At 69.7% G+C, this 19,186-nt stretch carries 15 protein-coding genes; 7 read left to right on the top strand and 8 right to left on the bottom strand.

The window, feature by feature from the left end:
- The first annotated feature begins 183 nt into the window (after positions 1-183).
- On the top strand, positions 184-2,505 hold the full coding sequence (locus CLV71_RS39790) for a DEAD/DEAH box helicase (protein ID WP_243867225.1): 2,322 nt from the start codon (positions 184-186) through the stop codon (positions 2,503-2,505).
- A 482-nt stretch (positions 2,506-2,987) separates the two neighbouring features.
- On the opposite strand, the gene CLV71_RS39785 is transcribed toward CLV71_RS39790, so the two are convergent.
- From CLV71_RS39785 to ssd, 8 genes are all read right to left on the bottom strand, one after another.
- Entirely contained in the window at positions 2,988-3,617 is a 630-nt protein-coding gene (locus tag CLV71_RS39785; RefSeq protein ID WP_133908109.1) for a bifunctional DNA primase/polymerase, read from the bottom strand.
- A gap of 229 nt (positions 3,618-3,846) precedes the next feature.
- Complete coding sequence (locus tag CLV71_RS39780; protein WP_279588793.1) at positions 3,847-4,260, bottom strand: Rv3654c family TadE-like protein; 414 nt, start codon at positions 4,258-4,260, stop codon at positions 3,847-3,849.
- Between the two features lie 1,601 nt (positions 4,261-5,861).
- Complete coding sequence (locus tag CLV71_RS39775; protein WP_243867221.1) at positions 5,862-6,179, bottom strand: TadE family type IV pilus minor pilin; 318 nt, start codon at positions 6,177-6,179, stop codon at positions 5,862-5,864.
- A 53-nt stretch (positions 6,180-6,232) separates the two neighbouring features.
- Positions 6,233-6,430, bottom strand: coding sequence for a DUF4244 domain-containing protein (locus tag CLV71_RS39770; RefSeq protein WP_133908106.1), 198 nt, complete (start codon positions 6,428-6,430; stop codon positions 6,233-6,235).
- Positions 6,431-6,456: 26 nt separating this feature from the next.
- Positions 6,457-7,191: a type II secretion system F family protein gene (locus CLV71_RS39765; RefSeq protein WP_243867219.1), complete on the bottom strand. Its 735-nt coding sequence runs from the start codon at positions 7,189-7,191 to the stop codon at positions 6,457-6,459.
- On the bottom strand, positions 7,188-7,856 hold the full coding sequence (locus CLV71_RS39760; RefSeq protein WP_243867217.1) for a type II secretion system F family protein: 669 nt from the start codon (positions 7,854-7,856) through the stop codon (positions 7,188-7,190). Before CLV71_RS39760 ends, CLV71_RS39765 begins: the two co-directional genes overlap by 4 nt.
- 119 nt (positions 7,857-7,975) lie before the next feature.
- Positions 7,976-9,100, bottom strand: a complete 1,125-nt coding sequence (locus tag CLV71_RS39755) for a TadA family conjugal transfer-associated ATPase (RefSeq protein WP_243867215.1) — start codon at positions 9,098-9,100, stop codon at positions 7,976-7,978.
- A gap of 65 nt (positions 9,101-9,165) precedes the next feature.
- The gene (ssd, locus tag CLV71_RS39750) at positions 9,166-10,329 is read right to left on the bottom strand and encodes a septum site-determining protein Ssd (RefSeq protein WP_133908103.1); all 1,164 of its coding nucleotides are present in this window, start codon (positions 10,327-10,329) and stop codon (positions 9,166-9,168) included.
- 381 nt (positions 10,330-10,710) lie between these two features.
- Here ssd and CLV71_RS39745 point away from each other — a divergent pair, with 381 nt between their 5' ends.
- From CLV71_RS39745 to CLV71_RS39720, 6 genes are all read left to right on the top strand, one after another.
- Positions 10,711-11,526 (top strand): HAD-IB family hydrolase, encoded by an 816-nt coding sequence (locus CLV71_RS39745; RefSeq protein WP_133908102.1) that lies wholly within the window; start codon positions 10,711-10,713, stop codon positions 11,524-11,526.
- An 804-nt stretch (positions 11,527-12,330) separates the two neighbouring features.
- Positions 12,331-14,097: a glycoside hydrolase family 3 protein gene (locus CLV71_RS39740; protein WP_133908229.1), complete on the top strand. Its 1,767-nt coding sequence runs from the start codon at positions 12,331-12,333 to the stop codon at positions 14,095-14,097.
- Positions 14,098-14,114: 17 nt separating this feature from the next.
- Positions 14,115-15,380 carry an exo-beta-N-acetylmuramidase NamZ family protein gene (locus tag CLV71_RS39735; RefSeq protein ID WP_133908101.1) on the top strand — a complete coding sequence of 422 codons (1,266 nt, stop codon included), beginning with the start codon at positions 14,115-14,117 and terminating at the stop codon, positions 15,378-15,380.
- Between the two features lie 13 nt (positions 15,381-15,393).
- On the top strand, positions 15,394-17,139 hold the full coding sequence (locus tag CLV71_RS39730) for a serine hydrolase domain-containing protein (RefSeq protein ID WP_424923949.1): 1,746 nt from the start codon (positions 15,394-15,396) through the stop codon (positions 17,137-17,139).
- 178 nt (positions 17,140-17,317) lie between these two features.
- A complete protein-coding gene (locus tag CLV71_RS39725; protein ID WP_133908100.1) occupies positions 17,318-18,235 on the top strand; it encodes a MurR/RpiR family transcriptional regulator in 918 nt (305 codons plus the stop codon).
- 19 nt (positions 18,236-18,254) lie between these two features.
- Positions 18,255-19,175, top strand: a complete 921-nt coding sequence (locus CLV71_RS39720; RefSeq protein WP_133908099.1) for an N-acetylmuramic acid 6-phosphate etherase — start codon at positions 18,255-18,257, stop codon at positions 19,173-19,175.
- Positions 19,176-19,186 lie beyond the last annotated feature (11 nt).

Below are 19,186 nucleotides of genomic sequence, written 5' to 3'. Positions count from 1 at the left end.
CCCGGTTACGTGATCGATCCAGAGCATCGATCAAGAACAGATTCCCGGCCTTGTGACGCCCGGCTCCGGCGCCGTGACGAAGACAACCTTCTGCCGGACGCCCCGGGACTCACGCGAACCGGTGAACTCTGTCGGGCCTGCGCCCCGGTCCCGTTGTCGGTGCCGTGTGCGACCCTCGCTTCCGTGAGTCGCCTCCTGCTCGACCGCGTGCTCGCCGGCGTGCCCAGCGGCGAGACCCCCCTGCGCCACGTCCGGGCGCTGCCCGCGCGTCCCGCCGTGCCCGTCGACTGGCCGTCGTGGGTGCCCGGCGAGCTGGTCACGGCGTTGGGGTCGGTCGGCGTCGAGCGCCCGTGGGCGCACCAGGTCGCGGCGGCGGACCACGCACGCGAGGGCAGGCACGTGGTGATCGCCACCGGCACGGCGTCCGGCAAGTCGCTCGCCTACCAGCTGCCGGTGCTGAGCACGCTGTCCGCCGACCGCCGCGCGACCGCGCTGTACCTGTCGCCGACCAAGGCGCTGGGCGCCGACCAGCTGCGTGCGGTCCGGGCCCTGGACATCGAGGGTGTCCGGCCCGCGCCGTTCGACGGCGACACGCCGATGCCGGAACGCGACTGGGCGCGGGCGCACGCCAGGTGGGTGTTCACGAACCCGGACATGCTGCACCGCGGGATCCTGCCGACGCACGCGAGGTGGGCGCAGTTCTTCCGGCGACTCGCGTACGTCGTGGTCGACGAGTGCCACGGGTACCGGGGGGTGTTCGGCTCGCACGTGGCACTGCTGCTGCGCCGCCTGCGCCGGGTGGCCAGGAAGTACGGTGCCGACCCGGTGTTCGTGCTGGCCTCGGCGACGGTGTCCGACCCGGCGACGTCGGCGTCCCGGCTGGCGGGCGTCCCGTGCACCGCGGTGACCGAGGACGCGTCGCCGAGGGGTGCGCGGACGGTCGCGTTGTGGGAGCCGCCGCTGCTGCCGGAGCTGTCCGGGGAGAACGGGGCCCCGGTCCGACGCTCTGCGGGCGCGGAGACCGCGAGGATCATGACGGACCTGGTGGTGGAGGGCGCGCGGACGCTGGCCTTCGTCCGTTCGCGGCGGGGTGCGGAGCTGACCGCGTTGTCGGCCAGGCATGCGCTGGCCGAGGTGGACGCGTCGCTGCCGGCCCGCGTGGCCGCCTACCGGGCGGGGTTCCTGCCGGAGGAGCGGCGGGCGCTGGAGAAGTCGCTGGCAGACGGGACCCTGCTGGGGGTCGCGAGCACGAACGCGCTGGAGCTGGGGGTCGACATCGCGGGTCTGGACGCGGTGGTGGTCGCCGGGTACCCGGGCACACTGGCGTCGTTCTGGCAACAGGCGGGTCGCGCGGGCCGGGCGGGTGACGCCGCCCTGGTGGTGTTCGTGGCGCAGGACAACCCGCTCGACACGTACCTCGTGCACAACCCGTCGGCGATGCTGGACAAGCCGGTCGAGGCGACGGTGATCGACCCGACCAACCCGTACGTACTGGCGCCGCAGCTGGCGTGCGCCGCCATGGAGCTGCCGCTCACCGAGAAGTGCCTGGCGGACTTCGGCGGCGCCGCGGCCAGGCGGGTGGTGGAGGACCTGACGGTGGACGGGGTCCTGCGCCGCCGCCCGACGGGCTGGTTCTGGACGTCACGCGAACGGCCGCAGGCGTCGGTGGACATCCGCGGCTCCGGCGGCGAGCAGGTGGCGGTGGTGGAGGCCGACTCGGGGCGGATGCTGGGCACGGTCGACCCCGGCGCGGCGTTCACGACCGTCCACGAGGGAGCGGTGTACCTGCACCAGGGCACGTCCTATGTGGTCGACGACCTGGACCTGTCGACCGGCCTCGCGATGGTCCACCGCGAGGACCCGGAGTGGTCGACGTCACCACGCGAGCAGATCGACATCTCGATCCTGTCGGTGGACGAGCAGACCACGCACGAGGCAGGCGTGACGGTGAACCTGGGCGCGGTGGCCGTGACGTCCCATGTGGTGGCCTACCTGCGCAAGCTGCCCTCCGGCCAGGTGCTGGACCAGGTCCCGCTCGACCTACCACAGCAGACGCTGACCACGAGGGCGGTCTGGTACACCGTCCCGGACGAGCTGCTGACCGAGGCGGAGCTGACGAAGCACGACATCCCAGGCGCACTCCACGCGGCGGAACACGCGGCGATCGGCCTGCTCCCCCTGTTCGCGACGTGCGACCGCTGGGACATCGGCGGGGTGTCGACCGCGCTGCACCCGGACACCGGTGAGGCGACGGTCTTCGTCCACGACGGACATCCGGGCGGCGCGGGCTTCGCCGACCGAGCCCACGCGGCACTGGTCCCCTGGCTGACCGCCACACGGGACGCGATCGCGGCGTGCGAGTGCCCGGCGGGCTGCCCGTCGTGCGTGCAGTCCCCCAAGTGCGGCAACGGGAACGAGCCCCTGCACAAGGAAGGCGCGATCGCTGTTCTGACAACGGTTCTCGCGGCGGTGGCCACGCCAGTGGCGGCGGCACAGGCCTCCTGAGACAGTTCTGTCCACAGGATCCGTCCACAGGGGTGTGGAGGGTTCGGACATGCACAGAGCGCCGGGGCGGCTGTGGACCTGCCCCGGCGCTCTGAGTTCGCCGGACGCGCGAGGAGCGGCCTGCTACCGCTCTCGGGTGTCGCGCTCGTTTCGGGACTTCGGCTGGTTTCCCCCTGTTCCGCGGAGATATGGGGAGGCAGACTCCTCCGCGAAACAGGCGGTTACCTTGGGCCAGGTAGCGCCGACGGCGGCGTGGCCGCCTGTGTCCCTGTTCGGTCGCGACGCGGGAGACCTTCTCCTCTGCGAGCGCCCGGCATGCTGCCCGTCCCGGTAGGCCACTGATAGGTGCGGGAGCAGCGCCTATCCGGGACGGGTTGGTGCGGTGGTGCCGCGGATCGCGGAACCTGCCACCGCGGGTTTGCCGGATGGGTGCGGTATCCGGCAAAGCCTTTTCCGGGGGTTCGGACCCCGACCGAGGACCGTCAGTCCGCGGCGACGAGCCGACCAGCGCGCGTGAGCGACGCCGTGTCGGTGATGGCGTCCATCAGCGCGTCCTGCACGAGGCTCGCGGCGGGCATCTGCCAGCCACACACCTCGGGACGGACACGCCAGTGCACGACACCGTGCTTGACGGGCGTCGGTGGGAGCGGCACCCAGCTGCCTGCCTGGTGCAACACCACGTCGCCCTCCTCGACAAGTGGACGGGCGAGCTGCTGCCCGCTGCGGACGAGGAACATCCAGCGGTCGTCCGGCGTGGCCATGATCGGCACCGGCAGGCCGACCGCACGCAGCACGCGAGCGGCGCCTCGGCCCAGGTGGCCGGGGACCTCGATGGCGTCGAGCGTCACACCGGTGGCGAGCAGCAGGCTGTAGGGCCGGCCGGTCCACCACGTGGCGACCTTCTCCGGCTCGGTGCCGATGCGCTCCTGCCAGTCGGCGTGCACCGGCACGGGGCCGGTGTTCTCGACGCCCTCGCGACCCGCCCACTGCGAGCCGGCCGGATAGGTACCTGGCAGCACTGCCCATCCACGCCACGCGAGGCCGATGGCCTGCGCACGGAGTTCGACGCGGAAGGCCCTGCGCCAGCTATCCGACGATTCCATGTCCAACATGTCGAGCTCTTGCCTCCTTGTACTTCTTGCTTCGAGCGACCCTGTCGCCTCTGTGCGGCCGAGGCGCTCTATGGGCTACTTAACGGCACGATGCCCACCCGCCGGAACTTGCAGTCGACAACTGGTCGTCTACGCACGGTGAAACGAACAGTGGTTTAACGAGGGGCTAAACCCCCTTCTCACGGTCAACGGCGTCCCACGTCTGTCCCAAACCCCCTGGTGATGCCGTTCACCGTTCGTGGATGACCGCTGAACCCGCGTCCTCGACCGGTCCAGCACGTGCCCTGGCCACCGCTTGTCCGAGCCGACCTATCGGGTCGGGCGGGGTGGCGGCGACCTCCACCAGCGCGTCCCACCCGACGAGCCGACACGAGACCAGCTCGACGCCCATCTGGCCGGTCACCTCGCGCGCTGCGTCGCAAGCACGCCGTTCACCAGCGAGAGCCTGGCCGGCAGCCGCGAGCGCGGCGAGATCGGCGGCACCCTGAGCCCGATGCCGGACGGCCACGGCCGCGACGAGCCAGAGCACCCCACCGAGCAAGGCGAGGACGATCGCGAGACCGCCCACCGCCCAGACCGTGGCCGATCCACGGTCGCTCGACCGCTCATCGCAACCGACCAACGGCGAACGGTCAAGCGGCACCCGCTGACCACTCGGCCGTCGCGTACCCCCATTGGTCCAGACCGATCGGCGACCATTCATCGTGGCCTCCCACGGCGAACGCCCACTCGACGGCGGCTATCCGTCAGGCAGCGTGGGAAAACCGCCGCTTGTCGACGCCAACCGCCTGCTTGCACTCGCTCGCACCGATAAGAAAGCACGCTTTACTCCTGAGTAGTGGGGTTCCGAGGCGACCACCTGGGGCTCATGCCCCAGTTGCGGCAGCCGTCTCAAGCTGGATCGACAGGCAGCGGATGCCGCTTCCCATCCCGCACGCACAACGCGATCGAGCCAACGACCGCCTGACTCGAGGCTGCATCCCTGGCGCGTCCCCCTTCCGCAACCGAGCATCGGGTGTTGGCGAACGGGGGTTCGTTGCCGAGTGATCCCGTTGGCCACGGCGGCGGCTCGCCGAGCCTCAGCCCTGTTACGGGGCGACCCCGTTGCCAGGCGGACTGCATCGCTAACGAGCCAGCGTTGCCAGGTGGGACCGCCGTCAAGCAGACCCCGTCGCCAAAGCGGACTGCATTGCCAAGCGGGACCACCGCCCAGCAAACCGCGCCACCAAGGCAGACCGCCTCACCACGCAAGACCGCCGCCCAGCAGACCGCGTCACCCGGCAAGGCCGTTGCCAACAGAACCGTCACCGAACAGAGCGCCTCACCAAGCGGACGACCTCCATGAGGCGCGTCGCATCGTCAAGCGGCACCACCACCCAGCAGACCGCGTCGCCAACGCAGACCGTCTCACCACGCGGAAACCGCCGCTCAGCAGACCGCATCGGCACGCAGACAGCGCTGCCACACGGGACCACCGCCAAGGACTGCGCTACCAAGCGAGGCCGTCGCTGACAACCGTTGCCAATCAGACCGCCCCGCCAAGCGGAACCGCCGCCCAGCGGACCGCGCCAGTTCGGCAGACCGCCTCAACACGAGGAATCACCGACCAGCAGTCCGCGCCACCTAGCAGGGCCGTTGCCAGCAGGACCGGGGCCAAACAGACCGGCCCTCACCAAGCAGACCGCCTCCCAAGCCAGACCTCCACTGCCAGACCGCCTTTGCCAAAGCGGACAGCGTTGCCAGCGGGACCACCGCCCAGACGACCGCACCGTCATGCAAGGCGCTTGCCAACGGAACCGTTGTCGAACAGACCGCCTCTCCAAGCGGATCATTGCCGAGCTGCCACCTGCCGAGCGCCTCCTTCCGAGTATCGGCTGGTTGCCGGGGGCAGTCTTCGCGAAACAACTCTCGCGCGATGCCGGTTCCTGTTGCCAAGGCGGCTTTTTGCCAGGTCAGCCCTGTGTCTGCGGCCAACCGGTTTGTCCAAGGCAGTCCCTTGAAAGCAGGCCGCTTGCCGAGGGCCGGGCTCGTTGCCGGGCCTCGTTGACGGTCCGCCTTGTTGCCGGTCCGCCTTGTTGCCGGTCCCCCTCGTTGACGGTCCGCCTCGTTGCCGAGCAGCCGGCTGCTGAGCGCCAGTCGGGTGCCCGAAGGTGGTAGCTGCCGTGCGACGCCCATTGCGGGACGCCCTCCAGGTGGGCGCCGGCCTGGCGGCGGGCAGCCCTGCTTGCTGGGATGGGGAGTCGGCTAGCCGGATGGGCCGTTGGGTTCTCGGATCGCTACTGCCTTTGCGTGTAGGTGGAGGCCTGGGAGCAGGGTGTTGGGCGGCGTGGCGTGGACCTCTACTTCTATGTGTTCGCCGGTCATGTTGATGTTGATCTCCGCGTTCTTCGGGGCTATCTCGGTTGCTGCCGCTATGCCGCGGTCCGGGTCGCCCTGGGCTGTCAGGCGTGCTGCTTCTCTTGCGGCGTCTATGCAGTGGACCTGGGCTATCGCTGCTGAGAGGGCGCTTAGCGACAGGCCCAGGACCAGCATGAACGTTCCCAGGGCCAGTGCCGCTTCCACGGTGACCGCGCCTTGGTCGTTCGGGGTTGGGGGTTGTCGCGTGCTTGTGGGCTTCACGGGGCGGCCAGGGCCAGGGCTCGGTCGACCAGGCCGGTCAGGGTCTCGCGGAAGGTTTCGCTCCTTGCGTAGATGAACAGGACCAGGCCGATCGACAGGGCGGTGACCATGCCCAGTGAGTACTCCGGGGTGACCATGCCTGCGTCGTCCTCCAGGAAGTTGTTCAGGAAGATCGGTTTTGGGTGGGGGAACATGGCTTTCTCCTTGTGGTTCTTGGTGGTCAGAGCGACAGTTGTCTTGCCAGGCCTGCTATCACCGGCACGATGCCCAGGCAGACGAACGCGGGTAGGAAGCACAGGCCCAGTGGTGCGGTGATCAGTACGCCCGCGCGTTGGGCCGTTGCCTCCGCCGTGTCCGCTGCGTTTGCTCGGACTGTCGTTGCCAGGTCGCTGACCAGGTCCGCCAGTGCCGTGCCCGACTGGGCCGCTCGGCGGGCGCCTCTGGCCAGTGCTGCCGTGTCGGGGCAGTTGGTTGCCGGTGCCCATGCCGTTTCCGCGTCCGCGCCCAGTGCCAGCAGGTCCGCGGACGCCTTCAGCGCCTGTGTCGCTGCGGGTGGTAGCTCGTCGGCCACCGCCGTTATCGCTGTTGGCACCGGTAGGCCGGCTCGGAGGCACGCGGACAGCAGGTCCCAGGTCGCGGCCACGGTCATGGGGTCGGTCTTCGGTGGTTGTCTCGCGCGGCGTAGGAACCACCAGACCGTTGCCGCGACCAGTGCTCCGATGAGTAGGCCACTTGTGCTGCCTGTCACGACCGCCGTCATCACGCCGAGGATGGCTGGGAGTGCTCTTGTGGGCCTGCGGTCGTTGGGTGGGCGGCGCGTGTTCAGGCGGGTCCACAGGCCGGTGCCCGGCATGGGGCGGTCGTTCAGCCAGGCGAGCCGCATGCTTGGCACCTTGGCTCGGGAGGCCAGTAGCACTGCCGCCGCCAGTAGGAGCAGCGCGATGCTGTTGGTCATCGGGGTACCGCTCTCGTTGTGATGCGGGTCGACCAGGCGATGCCCGCGCACATCAGTGCCACGCCCGCCACCAGCAGTGCCTGGCCGGGGACGGTGTCGGTCAGCATCGCCAGGGGGTTCGCGCCCATGGCGGTGCCCAGGGCCAGGCCGAGGGCGGGCAGCAGGGACAGGGCCAGGGCGCTTGATCTCGGGCCCGCCATTCTCGCCAGGACGTGGCGAGTGAAGCGTGCTCGTTGTTCCAGGTCGCGGCGGACCGCGTCCAGGACATCGGCCAGGGGCAGGCCATGGCGTTGGGCCAGTTGCCAGGCCGTGGCCAGGCGGCTCAGTGTTGCCCTCACGTCCGGTGAGCGGGCCGTGTCGACCACCGCGGTGAGGTCGCCGTCCAGGCGCGCCGCCATCGCGACCGCGTGCATGGTCGCGGCGGTGCCTGGGTGGGCGTCCGCCGCGGCGGACTCCGCGGCTGTCGCCGGGTGGGCGCCTGCTCGTAGGCCTGTCACGAGGGTGCGCAGTGCCTCCGTCAGGCCGTCGGTCATGGCCAGCGACCTTTGAGTTTCGGCTCGTGCCTTTAGTTGACGGCGGATCGTCGCGGTCAGCATTGCCGCTGCCACCGCGCCGCCCACTCCTGCGAGCAGCCAGGCCGCGATCAGCGCCGCAGAGGACGTCATCGTGGTTTTGTTTGGGGTGCGCAAGCGCTTGCGCGGGGCGTGACCGGCTAGTACGCGGAGGCGGGCTGGGGCCGGCGAGCCTGGCCAGCAGAGCAGGGCCGCGCTTGTCAGCAGGAGGCTCACCATGGTGCGGCCACTCCTCGCTCGGCGAGCAGGGACTTGAGGCGGTCTCGGTGGTGGATGACCCTGACGGTGTCGCCGGCACGGTCGAGGACGCCGACGTCGGTGAGACGGCGGGTGCCGTCGCGTTCGCGGCGCATGTGCAGGACGACGTGGAAGGCGGCCGACAGCTGGCTGTGCAGGGCTGCTCTCGGCAGGCCACCCAGGGCGGCCAGGGCCTCCATGCGGGCCGGGACCTCGGCCGGGGAGTTGGCGTGGAGCGTGCCAGCGCCGCCGTCGTGGCCGGTGTTCAGCGCGTTCAGGAGGTGGCAGACCTCCGCGCCGCGGACCTCGCCTACGACCAGGCGGTCCGGGCGCATGCGCAGGCCCTGTTTGACGAGGTCGGCCAGGGTGACCTCGCCTGCGCCCTCCACGTTCGGCGGGCGCGACACGAGCCGGACGAACTGTGGGTGGGTCGGGGCCAGCTCGGCGGCGTCCTCCACGCAGACGATGCGTTCTCCGGGTGAGACCGTGCCCAGTAGCGCGTTGAGCAGTGACGTCTTGCCTGCGCCTGTGCCGCCGGTGACGACGAACGCCAGCCGGGCCTCGACGATCGCCCTGAGTGTGTCGTGGACGGTGTCGTCGAAGGTGCCCAGTGCGTGGAGTGAGGCCAGGTCGTGGCGCGCCGGGCGCAGCACGCGCAGGGAGATGCAGGTGCCTCCCGCGGCGATGGGCGGGAGGACCGCGTGGAGTCGCACCCGGCCGGGGAGCCAGGCGTCGACGAACGGGCGGGCGTCGTCGAGGCGGCGGCCACAGGCCAGGGCGAGTCGCTGCGCGAGGCGGCGGACGGCATCCTCGTTCGCGAAGGTGACGTCGGTGCGGCGCAGGCCCCTGTCGTCGTCGCACCAGACCTGGTCCGGGGCGGTGACGAGGACGTCGGTGGTGCCGTCGGCACGCAGCAGCGGCTCGAGTGGGCCCGCGCCGACGAACTCCTGGGTCATGCGGTCGGTGGCGACGAGGATGTCGTCGTGGCCCGCGATGCCGCTCTCCTCTCGGACGGCGCGGGCGACCTCGGCTCGCGTGATCGCGGCGCCGCTTCCAGCGAGCCGGTCGCGGACCCGGTTGACGAGGTCGGGGCTGTTCACGGGGGTTCTCCTCTCCGAGTTCGGTGTGGGTCTGGTTCGTGGATCCGCCCTGGGCAGAGGTGGCGTCATGACGCGACCCTCAGGTCGCCTCGACCCCGGCGGGGTTTCGGCGGGACGGCGGCCAGGGCAGCCAGCGTTGTTCTCGCTGCCTGGGCCAGTGGGCCGTTCGCCTTCGGGTGGAAGTCGCCGCGTTCCAGGGACTGGGCCACCTGGGGTTCGCGACGCATGGTGGCCAGCAGGGGAACGCCCACTGTCGCCGCTATCTCGTCGGCGCGGAGACCACCTGGGGACGGGCCACGGACGACGAGCTGAGGGCTTGTTCCCTTGTCGGTCAGGTCCTTCGCCAGCTGTTTGGCCGTTATCGCCGCCCTGAGCTCCGCCGGGGTCAGGATCACCGTCAGGTCGGCTCTGTCTATGGCTGTCCAGGCCGCGGCGTCCAGCTGTCTCGGGAGGTCGCAGACCACCACCTCGCCCGCTCGACGGCCTGCCTCGATCACCGCGGCCACCGCGTCGGGAGCCGGGCCCTCGCCCTTTCTCGCGCCGGACAACAGGGTCAGCTGGGTGTTGCCCCGTCGTCTCCCCGGTAGGGCCGCGTGGAGGGAGGCTGCCGCGACCCTGCCCGCGCTCAGCTGCATGTCGGGCCAGCGCAGGCCCTTCTCCGTCTCGGCGCCCAGCACGACGTCCAGGCCCCCGCCTCGTGGATCGCAGTCGATCAGCAGGGTGTCGTCGCCCGCCCTCAGCGCCGTCAGGCCCACCGCAACGGCGAAGACCGACGCACCGGCGCCACCTCTCGCGCCGAGCACCGCCAGGACCTTTCCCGTGTTGCTCGGTGGCCCCTCGGCTGCGTCTGCCAGCGCGTTCACCAGCCACGGCTCAGCTCCTGGCAGGGTGACCACTCGTTCGGCGCCCACCTCCATCGCCTGTTTCCACAGGTCGGACGGCTCCGGGTCGGGAGACACGACGACTACCGCGTCGCGGGCCGGCAGGGGCTCCTGGGCGCATTCCTTGACCCCGGCGGGGTCGAGGACGATCAGCGGGGCCTTCGACCAGCGTTGTCGTGCGGCGGCGACGTCCGGGACGCGCTCGAGCTCGCAGCCCGCCGCGGCCGCCAGCTTCAGCAGCTCGTCCAGCAGCGCCTCGTCGGTGACGAAAGCCAGCGGCCGGTTCGCGTTCACCACATGCCCCCTCGGGTCGTCGCCGGGCGGGATGCCCGGTCCTGGTCCAACCATCGGCCGGCGAGGGGGTCGGGGCCACGGACGAAGATCCACATGTGGACAAGTGGTGCGGCTGTGGACAAGTGCCGTCGACAGGCATTCGCGCGCGCAGAATTGTCGGTGCGTGGGGGTAAGCTCGCGCTTTTTCGGGTGAACGGCGGTACTGCGCCGAAAACACCGGGAAAAGGGACGACCCCCGCCAGGGGGGAGGGACGGGGGTCGTCAGAGGTTCAGCCCCGGGGGGTCGGACTGAACCGGTCCGGCTTGACGCCGGACGGGACCACTGTATCCCGTAACGTCCCACTCTTGGTTGCAACTTGCTCGAAGAGGCGCAACAAGTCAGCCCCAACGCGCCCTACCAGCGCCAACCTCGGGAGGCGGATACATCACTCTCCTATGCTGGGTCGAGTGACCGACCGCCACGGCCTACGCGCCGCCGCCTTCTTCGACCTGGACAAGACGGTGATCGCCAAGTCCAGCACCCTGGCCTTCAGCCGGCCGTTCCTCCGGAACGGTCTGATCAATCGCCGCGCGGTACTCAAGGGCGCCTACGCCCAGTTCGTGTTCGCCGCCTCCGGCGCGGACGCCGACCAGGTGGAACGCATTCGCGCGCACCTCACCGCGCTGTGCACGGGCTGGGACGTCCAGCAGGTGCGCGCCATCGTCGAGGAGACGCTGCACGACATCGTCGACCCGCTCGTCTACGCAGAGGCGACCGACCTCGTCACCCGCCAGAAGGACGAGGGCATGGACATCGTCGTGGTGTCCGCGTCCGGCGCGGAGATCGTGGCGCCCATCGCCGAGATGATCGGGGCGACGCACAGCATCGGCACCCGCATGGTCGAGGTGAGGGGGAAGTACACCGGCGAGATCGAGTTCTACTGCTACGGCGAGAACAAGGCCACCGCGATGAAGGAGCTGGCCACCACCAACGGCTACGACCTCGGCGCGAGCTACGCCTACTCCGACTCCATCACCGATCTGCCCATGCTGGAGGCCGTCGGTCACCCGACCGTGGTCAACCCGGACCGAGGGTTGCGGGCGTTGGCGACGGAGCGTGGCTGGCCGATCCTCGAATTCACCAAACCGGTGTCGCTACGGTCGCGCTTCCAACCGTCCGGCACGGCGGTCGCCGTGACGGCCATCGGCCTCGGCGCGATCGCCACCGCCGGGGCGACCTGGTACGGCATACACCGCCGCAGGAAACGTTGAAACATTTCAGAAAACGCGCCAGTCCGGAAGTGAGCCGACAATACGCTCGGCGACCAAGCACATTACGCTCACAATGCGTCGCCAACAACCACTGACGGAGTCTTTAACGGTGCACCCATCTGTGCTCTTGAAGTGACCTTGGCCACTGGGTACAAAGGAGGTGCGGACCCCCGGACAGCCAGGGACCAGACGAAGAGAAGCCTGGTCCACCCTGTCGGAGCTCCGTGCACGAGCATCGGGCACCCACGCGCAGCAAGCCGCGGGAGGCATGTCGTCTAGGGACTGCGTACCGGGACGCCGGACGCCGAGGCCAGGTTTGTACGACACCGTTGCACGCTTGGTAACCCGAGCGCTCGTGCGGACGATTGGGCGATCGCTGTCCACCGATTCAGGTGGACTGGGATCGCCCAATTTTTTTTGCACCAAGCGCGGTTGTGTGCCAGCTGCCGTCCTATAGTCGCCTTCCCAGATTTGTGACCCTGCGCGATTGTCACCAAGTGTGGCCACGGCGGGGGGTGTGTGCGCTCTGGGTTACGCCCAGGTCCCTCGTGTGGTGTTCGCGGGTCCTTCCGGGTGGGGGCCGGTCCTGGTGGTGGGTCGGGGTCGTGGGGGCGGGTTAGGTTAGGCCGAACACGTGCTTGTCGACAGGGGGATCTCGTGGGTAACTTACGAGTGCTGCTAGCTCTCGGTTAAGAGGTTACGGATTGTTCCGGTCGGCCGGCCAGGGAGGCCGTTGTGTCGCTGTCCAGATCGTCTGCCCGTCGCTGCCTGTCCGCCGCCGTCGCGGTGGTCGCGACCTCAGCCATGGTTAGTGGTGTGTTCCCGCCTGCCGCGGTCGCCGGAACAGCCCGGCCCAAGATCAGTCCCGACGCGGTGGCCGAGGCCATCGCCCGTGCCGAGCTGCGTGGGTTGTCCCTCGACCAGAAGATCGCCCAGCTCTTCGTGGTCTCCGTGTGGGGCAAGAGCGCCGACGAGGCGCACCCCACCAACCAGACCAACTACGGAGTGGACACGCCTGCCCAGGTCATCCGGAAGTACGGCGTCGGCGGGGTCATCTACTTCAACAACAGCGGCACTGACAACGTCGACAACCCCGCGCAGGTCGCCGCGCTCTCGAACGGGTTGCAGCGGGCCGCTGTCGGGTCCAACACGCACATCCCGCTTATCGTCGCCATCGACCAGGAGGGTGGCAACGTCACCCGGCTGGAGTCGCCCGCCACCGAGTTCCCCGCCAGCATGGCCATCGGCGCCGGGCGGAGCACGCGGGATGCCAAGGCCATCGCCACGATCAACGGCAACGAGCTGCGTGCGATGGGCATCAACCAGAACTTCGCGCCGGACTCGGACGTCAACTCGAACCCCGACAACCCGGTGATCGGCGCCCGGTCGTTCTCCTCGGACCCCGCGCTGGTCAGCAAGCTCGTCACGGCCGAGGTCGAGGGCCTGCAGGAGGGTGGTCGGCCGAGCCAGACTGTCTCCTCGTCGGCCAAGCACTTCCCCGGCCACGGCGACGCGGCGACCGACAGCCACACCGGCCTGCCGAACATCGACCGCACCGAGGCCGAGTGGCGCTCCACCGACCTGCCGCCGTTCAGGGCGGCCATCAAGGCCGGCGTCGACTCGATCATGACCGCGCACATCCAGGTGCCGAGCCTCGACCCGTCCGGCGTGCCCGCGACGCTGTCGAAGCACATCATGACCGACCTGCTCCGCAACGAGCTCAAGTTCAACGGCGTGATCGTGACCGACTCGCTCGGCATGGGCGGCGCGAACGTGTTCCCGCAGGCGGAGATCCCGGTGATGGCGCTCGAGGCAGGCGTCGACCAGCTGCTGATGCCGCCGAACCTGCAGGTCGCGCTCGACGCGGTCAAGGCGGCCGTGCAGAGCGGCAGGCTCACCGTGAAGCGGATCGACTCGAGCGTGCTGCGGATCCTCAAGCTCAAGATCAAGCGCGGGATCCTGACCTCGCCGTTCGTCGACGAGCGGAAGGTCCCGAAGCTCGTCGGCACTCCCGACCACCTGGCCACCGTGCAGAAGGCCAGCGACCGCACGACCACGGTCATCCGCAACGACGCGAAGCTGCTGCCGCTGCACGGCAACCCCGGCAAGGTGCTGGTCACGGGCATCGGCGACACGGTCGTCACCGCCAGGAGCCCGCAGTGGCTCGCGGACAGCCTCAACAGGCGCGGCGCGACGGCCACGGCGTTGCCCACCGGCTCAAGCCCGACCGCCGCGACGATCGACGGCGCCGTCGCGGCAGCACGCTCGTCCGACCTGGTCATCGTCCTGACGAACAACCTCAAGGACCGCGTCAACCAGCGGACCCTGGTGAGCGCGCTGCTCGCCACGGGCAAGCCGGTCATCGCGGTCGCGTCGCAGATCCCCTACGACGCCGGCTACGTCGACGCGCCGACCTGGCTCGCCACCTACAGCTGGCGCGCGATGTCCATGGAGTCCCTGGCCAAGGTCCTCCTCGGAGAGATCTCCCCGAAAGGCAAGCTTCCGGTGGACATACCCGTGGGCGGTACGCCGACAGTCCTCTACCCCTTCGACTCCGGGCTGACGTGGTGAGCAACGACCGACGCGGCATGGACCGCCGTAACTTCCTGATGGCATCGGCCATGGCCGCACCCATGGTGACGAGTGCGGCGACAGCGGCAGCGGACCCCCGCAACAGCGGTGGTGGCGGCCAACGCGGCGTGACCCCGGGTGCCGACACGCTGGCCGCCGACCACTGGCGCGCGTTCCGGGGCCGCAAGGTCGGCATCCTGACCAACCCGACCGGCGTGCTGCGCGACGAGACGCACATCGTCGACTCGATGGTCGCCGCAGGCGTGCGGCCGACGGCGGTGTTCGGCCCGGAGCACGGCTTCCGCGGCACCGCCCAGGCAGGCGGGTCCGAGGGCGACTACCTCGACCCGCGCACGCAGGTGCCGGTGTTCGACACCTACACCCTCACCGCGACCAGGATCGCCGAGCAGTTCACCAAGGCGGGCATCGACACGCTGGTCTTCGACATCGCCGACGCGGGCGCCCGGTTCTACACCTACATCTGGTCGCTCTACAACGCCATGCACGCGGCCGTGCTGACCGGCATCGACTTCGTGGTGCTCGACCGGCCCAACCCCGTCGGCGGCAAGCCCTACGGGCCGACGCTCGACCCGGCGTTCTCGTCGGGTGTCGGGCGCAAGCCGATCGTGCAGCAGCACGGCATGACCATGGGTGAGCTGGCCAAGCTGTACGACGGCGAGTTCCTGACGGCCGACGCCGGGGCCCGGCTGAAGAGCCTCGAGGTGGTCAAGCTCAAGGGCTGGCACCGCGACGACCTGTTCGCCGACACCGGCCTCCCCTGGATCCTGCCGAGCCCGAACGTGCCCACCGCGGACACCGCCCTCCTCTACCCGGGCACGTGCCTGTTCGAGGGCACCGTCCTGTCCGAGGGCCGCGGCACCACCCGGCCGTTCGAGATCATCGGCGCGCCGGGCATCGACTGGCGCTGGGCCGAGGCGCTCAACCAGGCCCGGCTGCCCGGCGTGCGGTTCCGCGAGGCGTACTTCGTGCCGACGTTCAACAAGTGGGTCAACGAGACCTGTGGCGGCGTGCAGGTGCACATCACCGACGCGCACCGGGTCGAGGCCATCAAGACCGCCGTCACGATGCTCGTCACCGCCAAGCAGACCCAGCCGAGCGTGTTCGCCTGGCGGCCGGACAACTACATCGACAAGCTGTCCGGCTCCGCACGGCTCCGCACGATGATCGACGCGGGCGCCGGCGTGGCCGAGGTGACGGGCGCGTGGCGCGGCGAGCTGGCCGCGTTCGCGAGGCTTCGGGAGAAGTACCTGATCTACCGGTGAGAAGAGGGGGGCCATGTCCGGAGTCGCGCGGGTCGGAGTGCTGGCGTTGGTGGTGGCCATGACGGCCGGTGTCAGCGTGAGCGTCGCGGAGTCACACGGTGGCGGTGTCCGAGGGCGGTTCGACCAGCCCCAGACGGGCTACGAGCGAGCCGTGCTCCGGAACGGCACACCCCAGTCCGCCGGGCTGGACCCGGCGCCCATCGACGCGGCCCTCGCGAAGATCGACGAGTGGACCACGAAGAACTACGACCCGACGCTGACCGTGCCCCTGTACTCGGGGGCGGTGAGCCTGCTCGCGCACGACGGCGTCGTGGTCGACCGGCACCAGACCGGGTACGCGGTCCGCTACGCCGACGCGGCGGGCACGGAGCTGCCCGAGGACCAGAAGGTCCCGATGCGGTCGGACACGATCTTCGACATGGCGTCGGTCTCGAAGCTGTTCACCTCGATCGCGGTGATGCAGCTGGTCGAGTCGGGCAAGGTGGACACGACGAAGCCGGTCGCGACGTACCTGCCGGAGTTCGGGGTGAACGGCAAGGCGGAGATCACGGTCGCCCAGCTGCTCACGCACACGTCCGGGCTGGTGTCGTGGATCCCGCTCTGGCGTGACTACCCGGACATCCCGTCGCGGATCAAGGCCGTGATGGACCTCGCCCCGCGCACCACGCCGGGGACGAACTACGAGTACTCCGACCTGAACCTCATCACGCTCGGTGTGATGGTCCAGCGTCTGACCGGCAAACCACTGGACCAGGTGGTGGCCGAGCGCATCACCCGGCCGCTGGGCATGGTCGACACCGGCTACAACCCGCCCGCGTCGAAGCTGGACCGGATCGCGGCGACCGAGTTCGAGGCCGCACCCCCGCGCGGGATGGTGCGCGGCTCGGTCCACGACGAGAACGCCTGGTCACTGGGTGGGGTCGCGGGGCACGCCGGCGTGTTCTCGACGGCCGACGACATGGCCATCCTCGCCCAGACGATCCTGAACGGCGGCACGTACAAGGGCAGGCGCATCCTGCGGCCCGAGACCGTCACGGAGATGCTGGACAACCACAACGCCGCGTTCCCAGACCACGACCACGGACTCGGGTTCGAGCTGAACCAGATGTGGTACATGGGCGGGCTCGCCGGGCCGCACACCGCGGGGCACACCGGCTTCACGGGCACGGTCGTGGTCATCGACCCGCTGTCCCGCTCGTTCGCGATCCTGCTGACCAACCGCGTGCACCCGAGCCGTAACTGGGGGTCCATCAACATCGCGCGGGAGACGCTGTGCAGCGGACTGGCCAGAGCGCTGGCGGTCAGACCAGTCAAGGGGCGTGACTCCTGGTACGCGGGCCTCGGTGATGCTTCCTCAGCGTCGCTGACGACGGTTGTACTTCACCCGAAGCGACCCGTTCGGGTGAACTTCAGCGTCTTTGTGGACACAGAGCGCACCGATCGGCTGGTATTCGAGGCAACCACCGATGGGGTGACATGGGCGGAAGTACCGCTGTCCGTCCGGGGCCGAGGCGCACCGGACGAAACGGTCAGTTCGCTCTCCGGCAACGGGCACCGGACTTGGTGGCGGGTCGAGGCCCAACTACCCTACGCAGCGGATATGACACTGCGTTGGCGGTACGTCACCGACGCTCGCTACACAGGTCGTGGTGTCAACCTCGACGAGATCGTGGTCACGGAAAGTGGTCGGACGCTCCTCAACGGTGAGAAAGAACCCCACAGGCTCCACCCAGAAGGTTGGCAGCGTAGATCACGATGAGGGTGAAGTTCCGGTTCGGGCGCTAACAAGGTGGGGTGCACCGTCGATTCCGATGTTGCACCCACACAACCGCACCTGAAGTTTTGACTGGACTTGGGTAGCGTTGTCTACAGATGACGCCTGCCACCTTGTCGTTCCATAGGCCTGTTAGTAAGTTTCCCACGTGAGCGCGAGTGCCATGACCACACAACACACTGAGTCAAGTCCGCTGGTCCGAATCCGGTCGTTGCTGCCGGGCCTGGCCCGCGCCGAGCAGCGCGTCGCGAAGGTCGTCCTGGACAGCCCGTCCACGGTCGCGCGCCGCAGCATCACCGAGGTCGCCGAGGCCGCGGGCACCAGCGAGACCACCGTCACCCGTTTCTGCAAGGCGATCGGCGTCGGTGGCTATCCCGAGCTCCGCATCGCACTGGCAGCCGACACCGCCCGTTCCGAGGCGCACGCCGAACGTGACCTCGGCGGCGAGATCTCCCCGGACGACGACATGGCCACGGTCGTCGGCAAGGTCACCTTCGCCGACGCGCGTGCGGTCGAGGAGACGGCCGCGCAGGTCGACACCGAGACGCTCCTGAAGGTCGTCGAGGCGGTCGCCGCGGCGGGCCGGGTCGACGTCTACGGCGTCGGCGCCAGCGCCTTCGTCGCGGCCGACCTCCAGCAGAAGCTGCACCGCATCGGGCGGGTCAGCTTCGCCTGGAGCGACACCCACATCATGCTGACCTCCGCGGCCGTCCTGAGCAGGGGCGACGTCGCCGTCGGCATCTCACACACGGGCGCGACGGCGGACACCGTCGAGGCCCTGAGGGAGGCAAGGCGCGCCGGGGCCACCACGGTCGCGCTGACCAACTTCCCCACCGCCCCGATCAGCGAGGTCGCCGACCTCGTCCTGACCACGGCGGCGCGGGAGACGACGTTCCGGTCCGGCGCCACGGCAAGCCGGATCGCGCAACTGACCGTCATCGACTGCCTGTTCATCGGTGTCGCGCAGCGCCACCTGAACGACACCATGAAGGCACTCGACGACACCAGGGACGCGGTGGGCTCGCATCGTCTCGAGACCCGCCACGACGGTCGCCGCAAGGCGCGGGAGACCGGTAAATGATCGCTGGGGGAGGCCGAAAATGACTGTGCCGCGTCAGGCCGTGCACGTCGACTCGCCGACAGAACGGCGCAATCCGCGCACCACGGACCTGGACCAGCTGTCCACGCTCGACCTCCTGCGCTCGATCAACGCGGAGGACCGCCTCGTGCCGGACGCGGTGGCCGCCGCGCTGCCCGCGCTCGCCGCGGCGGTCGACTTCGCCGTCGAAGCCCTGCGTGACGGGCACCGCGTCCACTACGTCGGCGCAGGCACGTCCGGCCGCATGGCCACCCTGGACGCGGCCGAGCTGTTGCCGACGTACAACGCGCCGCCCGAGTGGTTCGTCGTGCACCACGCCGGTGGCGCGACCGCGCTGAACAGGGCGGTCGAGAACGCGGAGGACGACGACGAAGGAGGCGCCGCGGAGCTCGCGAAGTCGGCTTCGCGTGGCGACTTCGTGCTCGGTCTGACCGCGTCGGGCCGGACGCCGTTCGTGCTCGGCGCGCTGCGGGCAGCCAGGGAGAAGGGCGCACACACCGGCCTGGTCTTCTCCAACCCGCACGCCACCGGCCTGCTCGACATCGACGTACTCATCGAGGTCGACACCGGCCCGGAGGTCGTCGCGGGCTCCACCCGCATGAAGGCGGGCACGGCGCAGAAGCTGGTGCTCACGGCGTTCTCGACCGCGGTGATGGTGAAGCTGGGCCGGACCTACTCGAACCTGATGGTCAGCATGCGCGCGACCAACGCCAAGCTGCGGGGTCGCACGCTGCGCATCCTGCGCGAGGCGACCGGCGTGTCCCAGCAGGAGTGCACCGTCGCGCTGGACGACGCGCACGGCGACCTGAAGGTGGCGCTGGTGCACCTGCTTGCCGGCGTCGACGCGGAACGCGCGGCCACGGCACTCGCCGCGACCGACGGCCACGTCCGGCAGGCACTGACGGCACTGGGCACCTTCTAGCGGAGGGTCGA

Source organism: Actinophytocola oryzae (genome assembly GCF_004364325.1).
Classification (GTDB): Bacteria; Actinomycetota; Actinomycetes; order Mycobacteriales; family Pseudonocardiaceae; genus Actinophytocola; species Actinophytocola oryzae.
This window is presented reverse-complemented; position numbering and strand designations above follow the sequence as displayed.

What these genes read in the sequence shown, in the direction of transcription:
- CLV71_RS39785 (WP_133908109.1), bottom strand. Translation starts at nt 3,617, where the DNA reads ATGTTGGACATGGAATCGTCGGATAGCTGGCGCAGGGCCTTCCGCGTC.
- CLV71_RS39770 (WP_133908106.1), bottom strand. Translation starts at nt 6,430, where the DNA reads ATGTTCCCCCACCCAAAACCGATCTTCCTGAACAACTTCCTGGAGGAC.
- CLV71_RS39765 (WP_243867219.1), bottom strand. Translation starts at nt 7,191, where the DNA reads ATGACCAACAGCATCGCGCTGCTCCTACTGGCGGCGGCAGTGCTACTG.
- CLV71_RS39760 (WP_243867217.1), bottom strand. Translation starts at nt 7,856, where the DNA reads ATGACGTCCTCTGCGGCGCTGATCGCGGCCTGGCTGCTCGCAGGAGTG.
- ssd (WP_133908103.1), bottom strand. Translation starts at nt 10,329, where the DNA reads ATGGTTGGACCAGGACCGGGCATCCCGCCCGGCGACGACCCGAGGGGG.
- CLV71_RS39745 (WP_133908102.1), top strand. Translation starts at nt 10,711, where the DNA reads ATGCTGGGTCGAGTGACCGACCGCCACGGCCTACGCGCCGCCGCCTTC.
- CLV71_RS39740 (WP_133908229.1), top strand. Translation starts at nt 12,331, where the DNA reads ATGGTTAGTGGTGTGTTCCCGCCTGCCGCGGTCGCCGGAACAGCCCGG.
- CLV71_RS39735 (WP_133908101.1), top strand. Translation starts at nt 14,115, where the DNA reads ATGGACCGCCGTAACTTCCTGATGGCATCGGCCATGGCCGCACCCATG.
- CLV71_RS39730 (WP_424923949.1), top strand. Translation starts at nt 15,394, where the DNA reads ATGTCCGGAGTCGCGCGGGTCGGAGTGCTGGCGTTGGTGGTGGCCATG.
- CLV71_RS39725 (WP_133908100.1), top strand. Translation starts at nt 17,318, where the DNA reads ATGACCACACAACACACTGAGTCAAGTCCGCTGGTCCGAATCCGGTCG.
- CLV71_RS39720 (WP_133908099.1), top strand. Translation starts at nt 18,255, where the DNA reads ATGACTGTGCCGCGTCAGGCCGTGCACGTCGACTCGCCGACAGAACGG.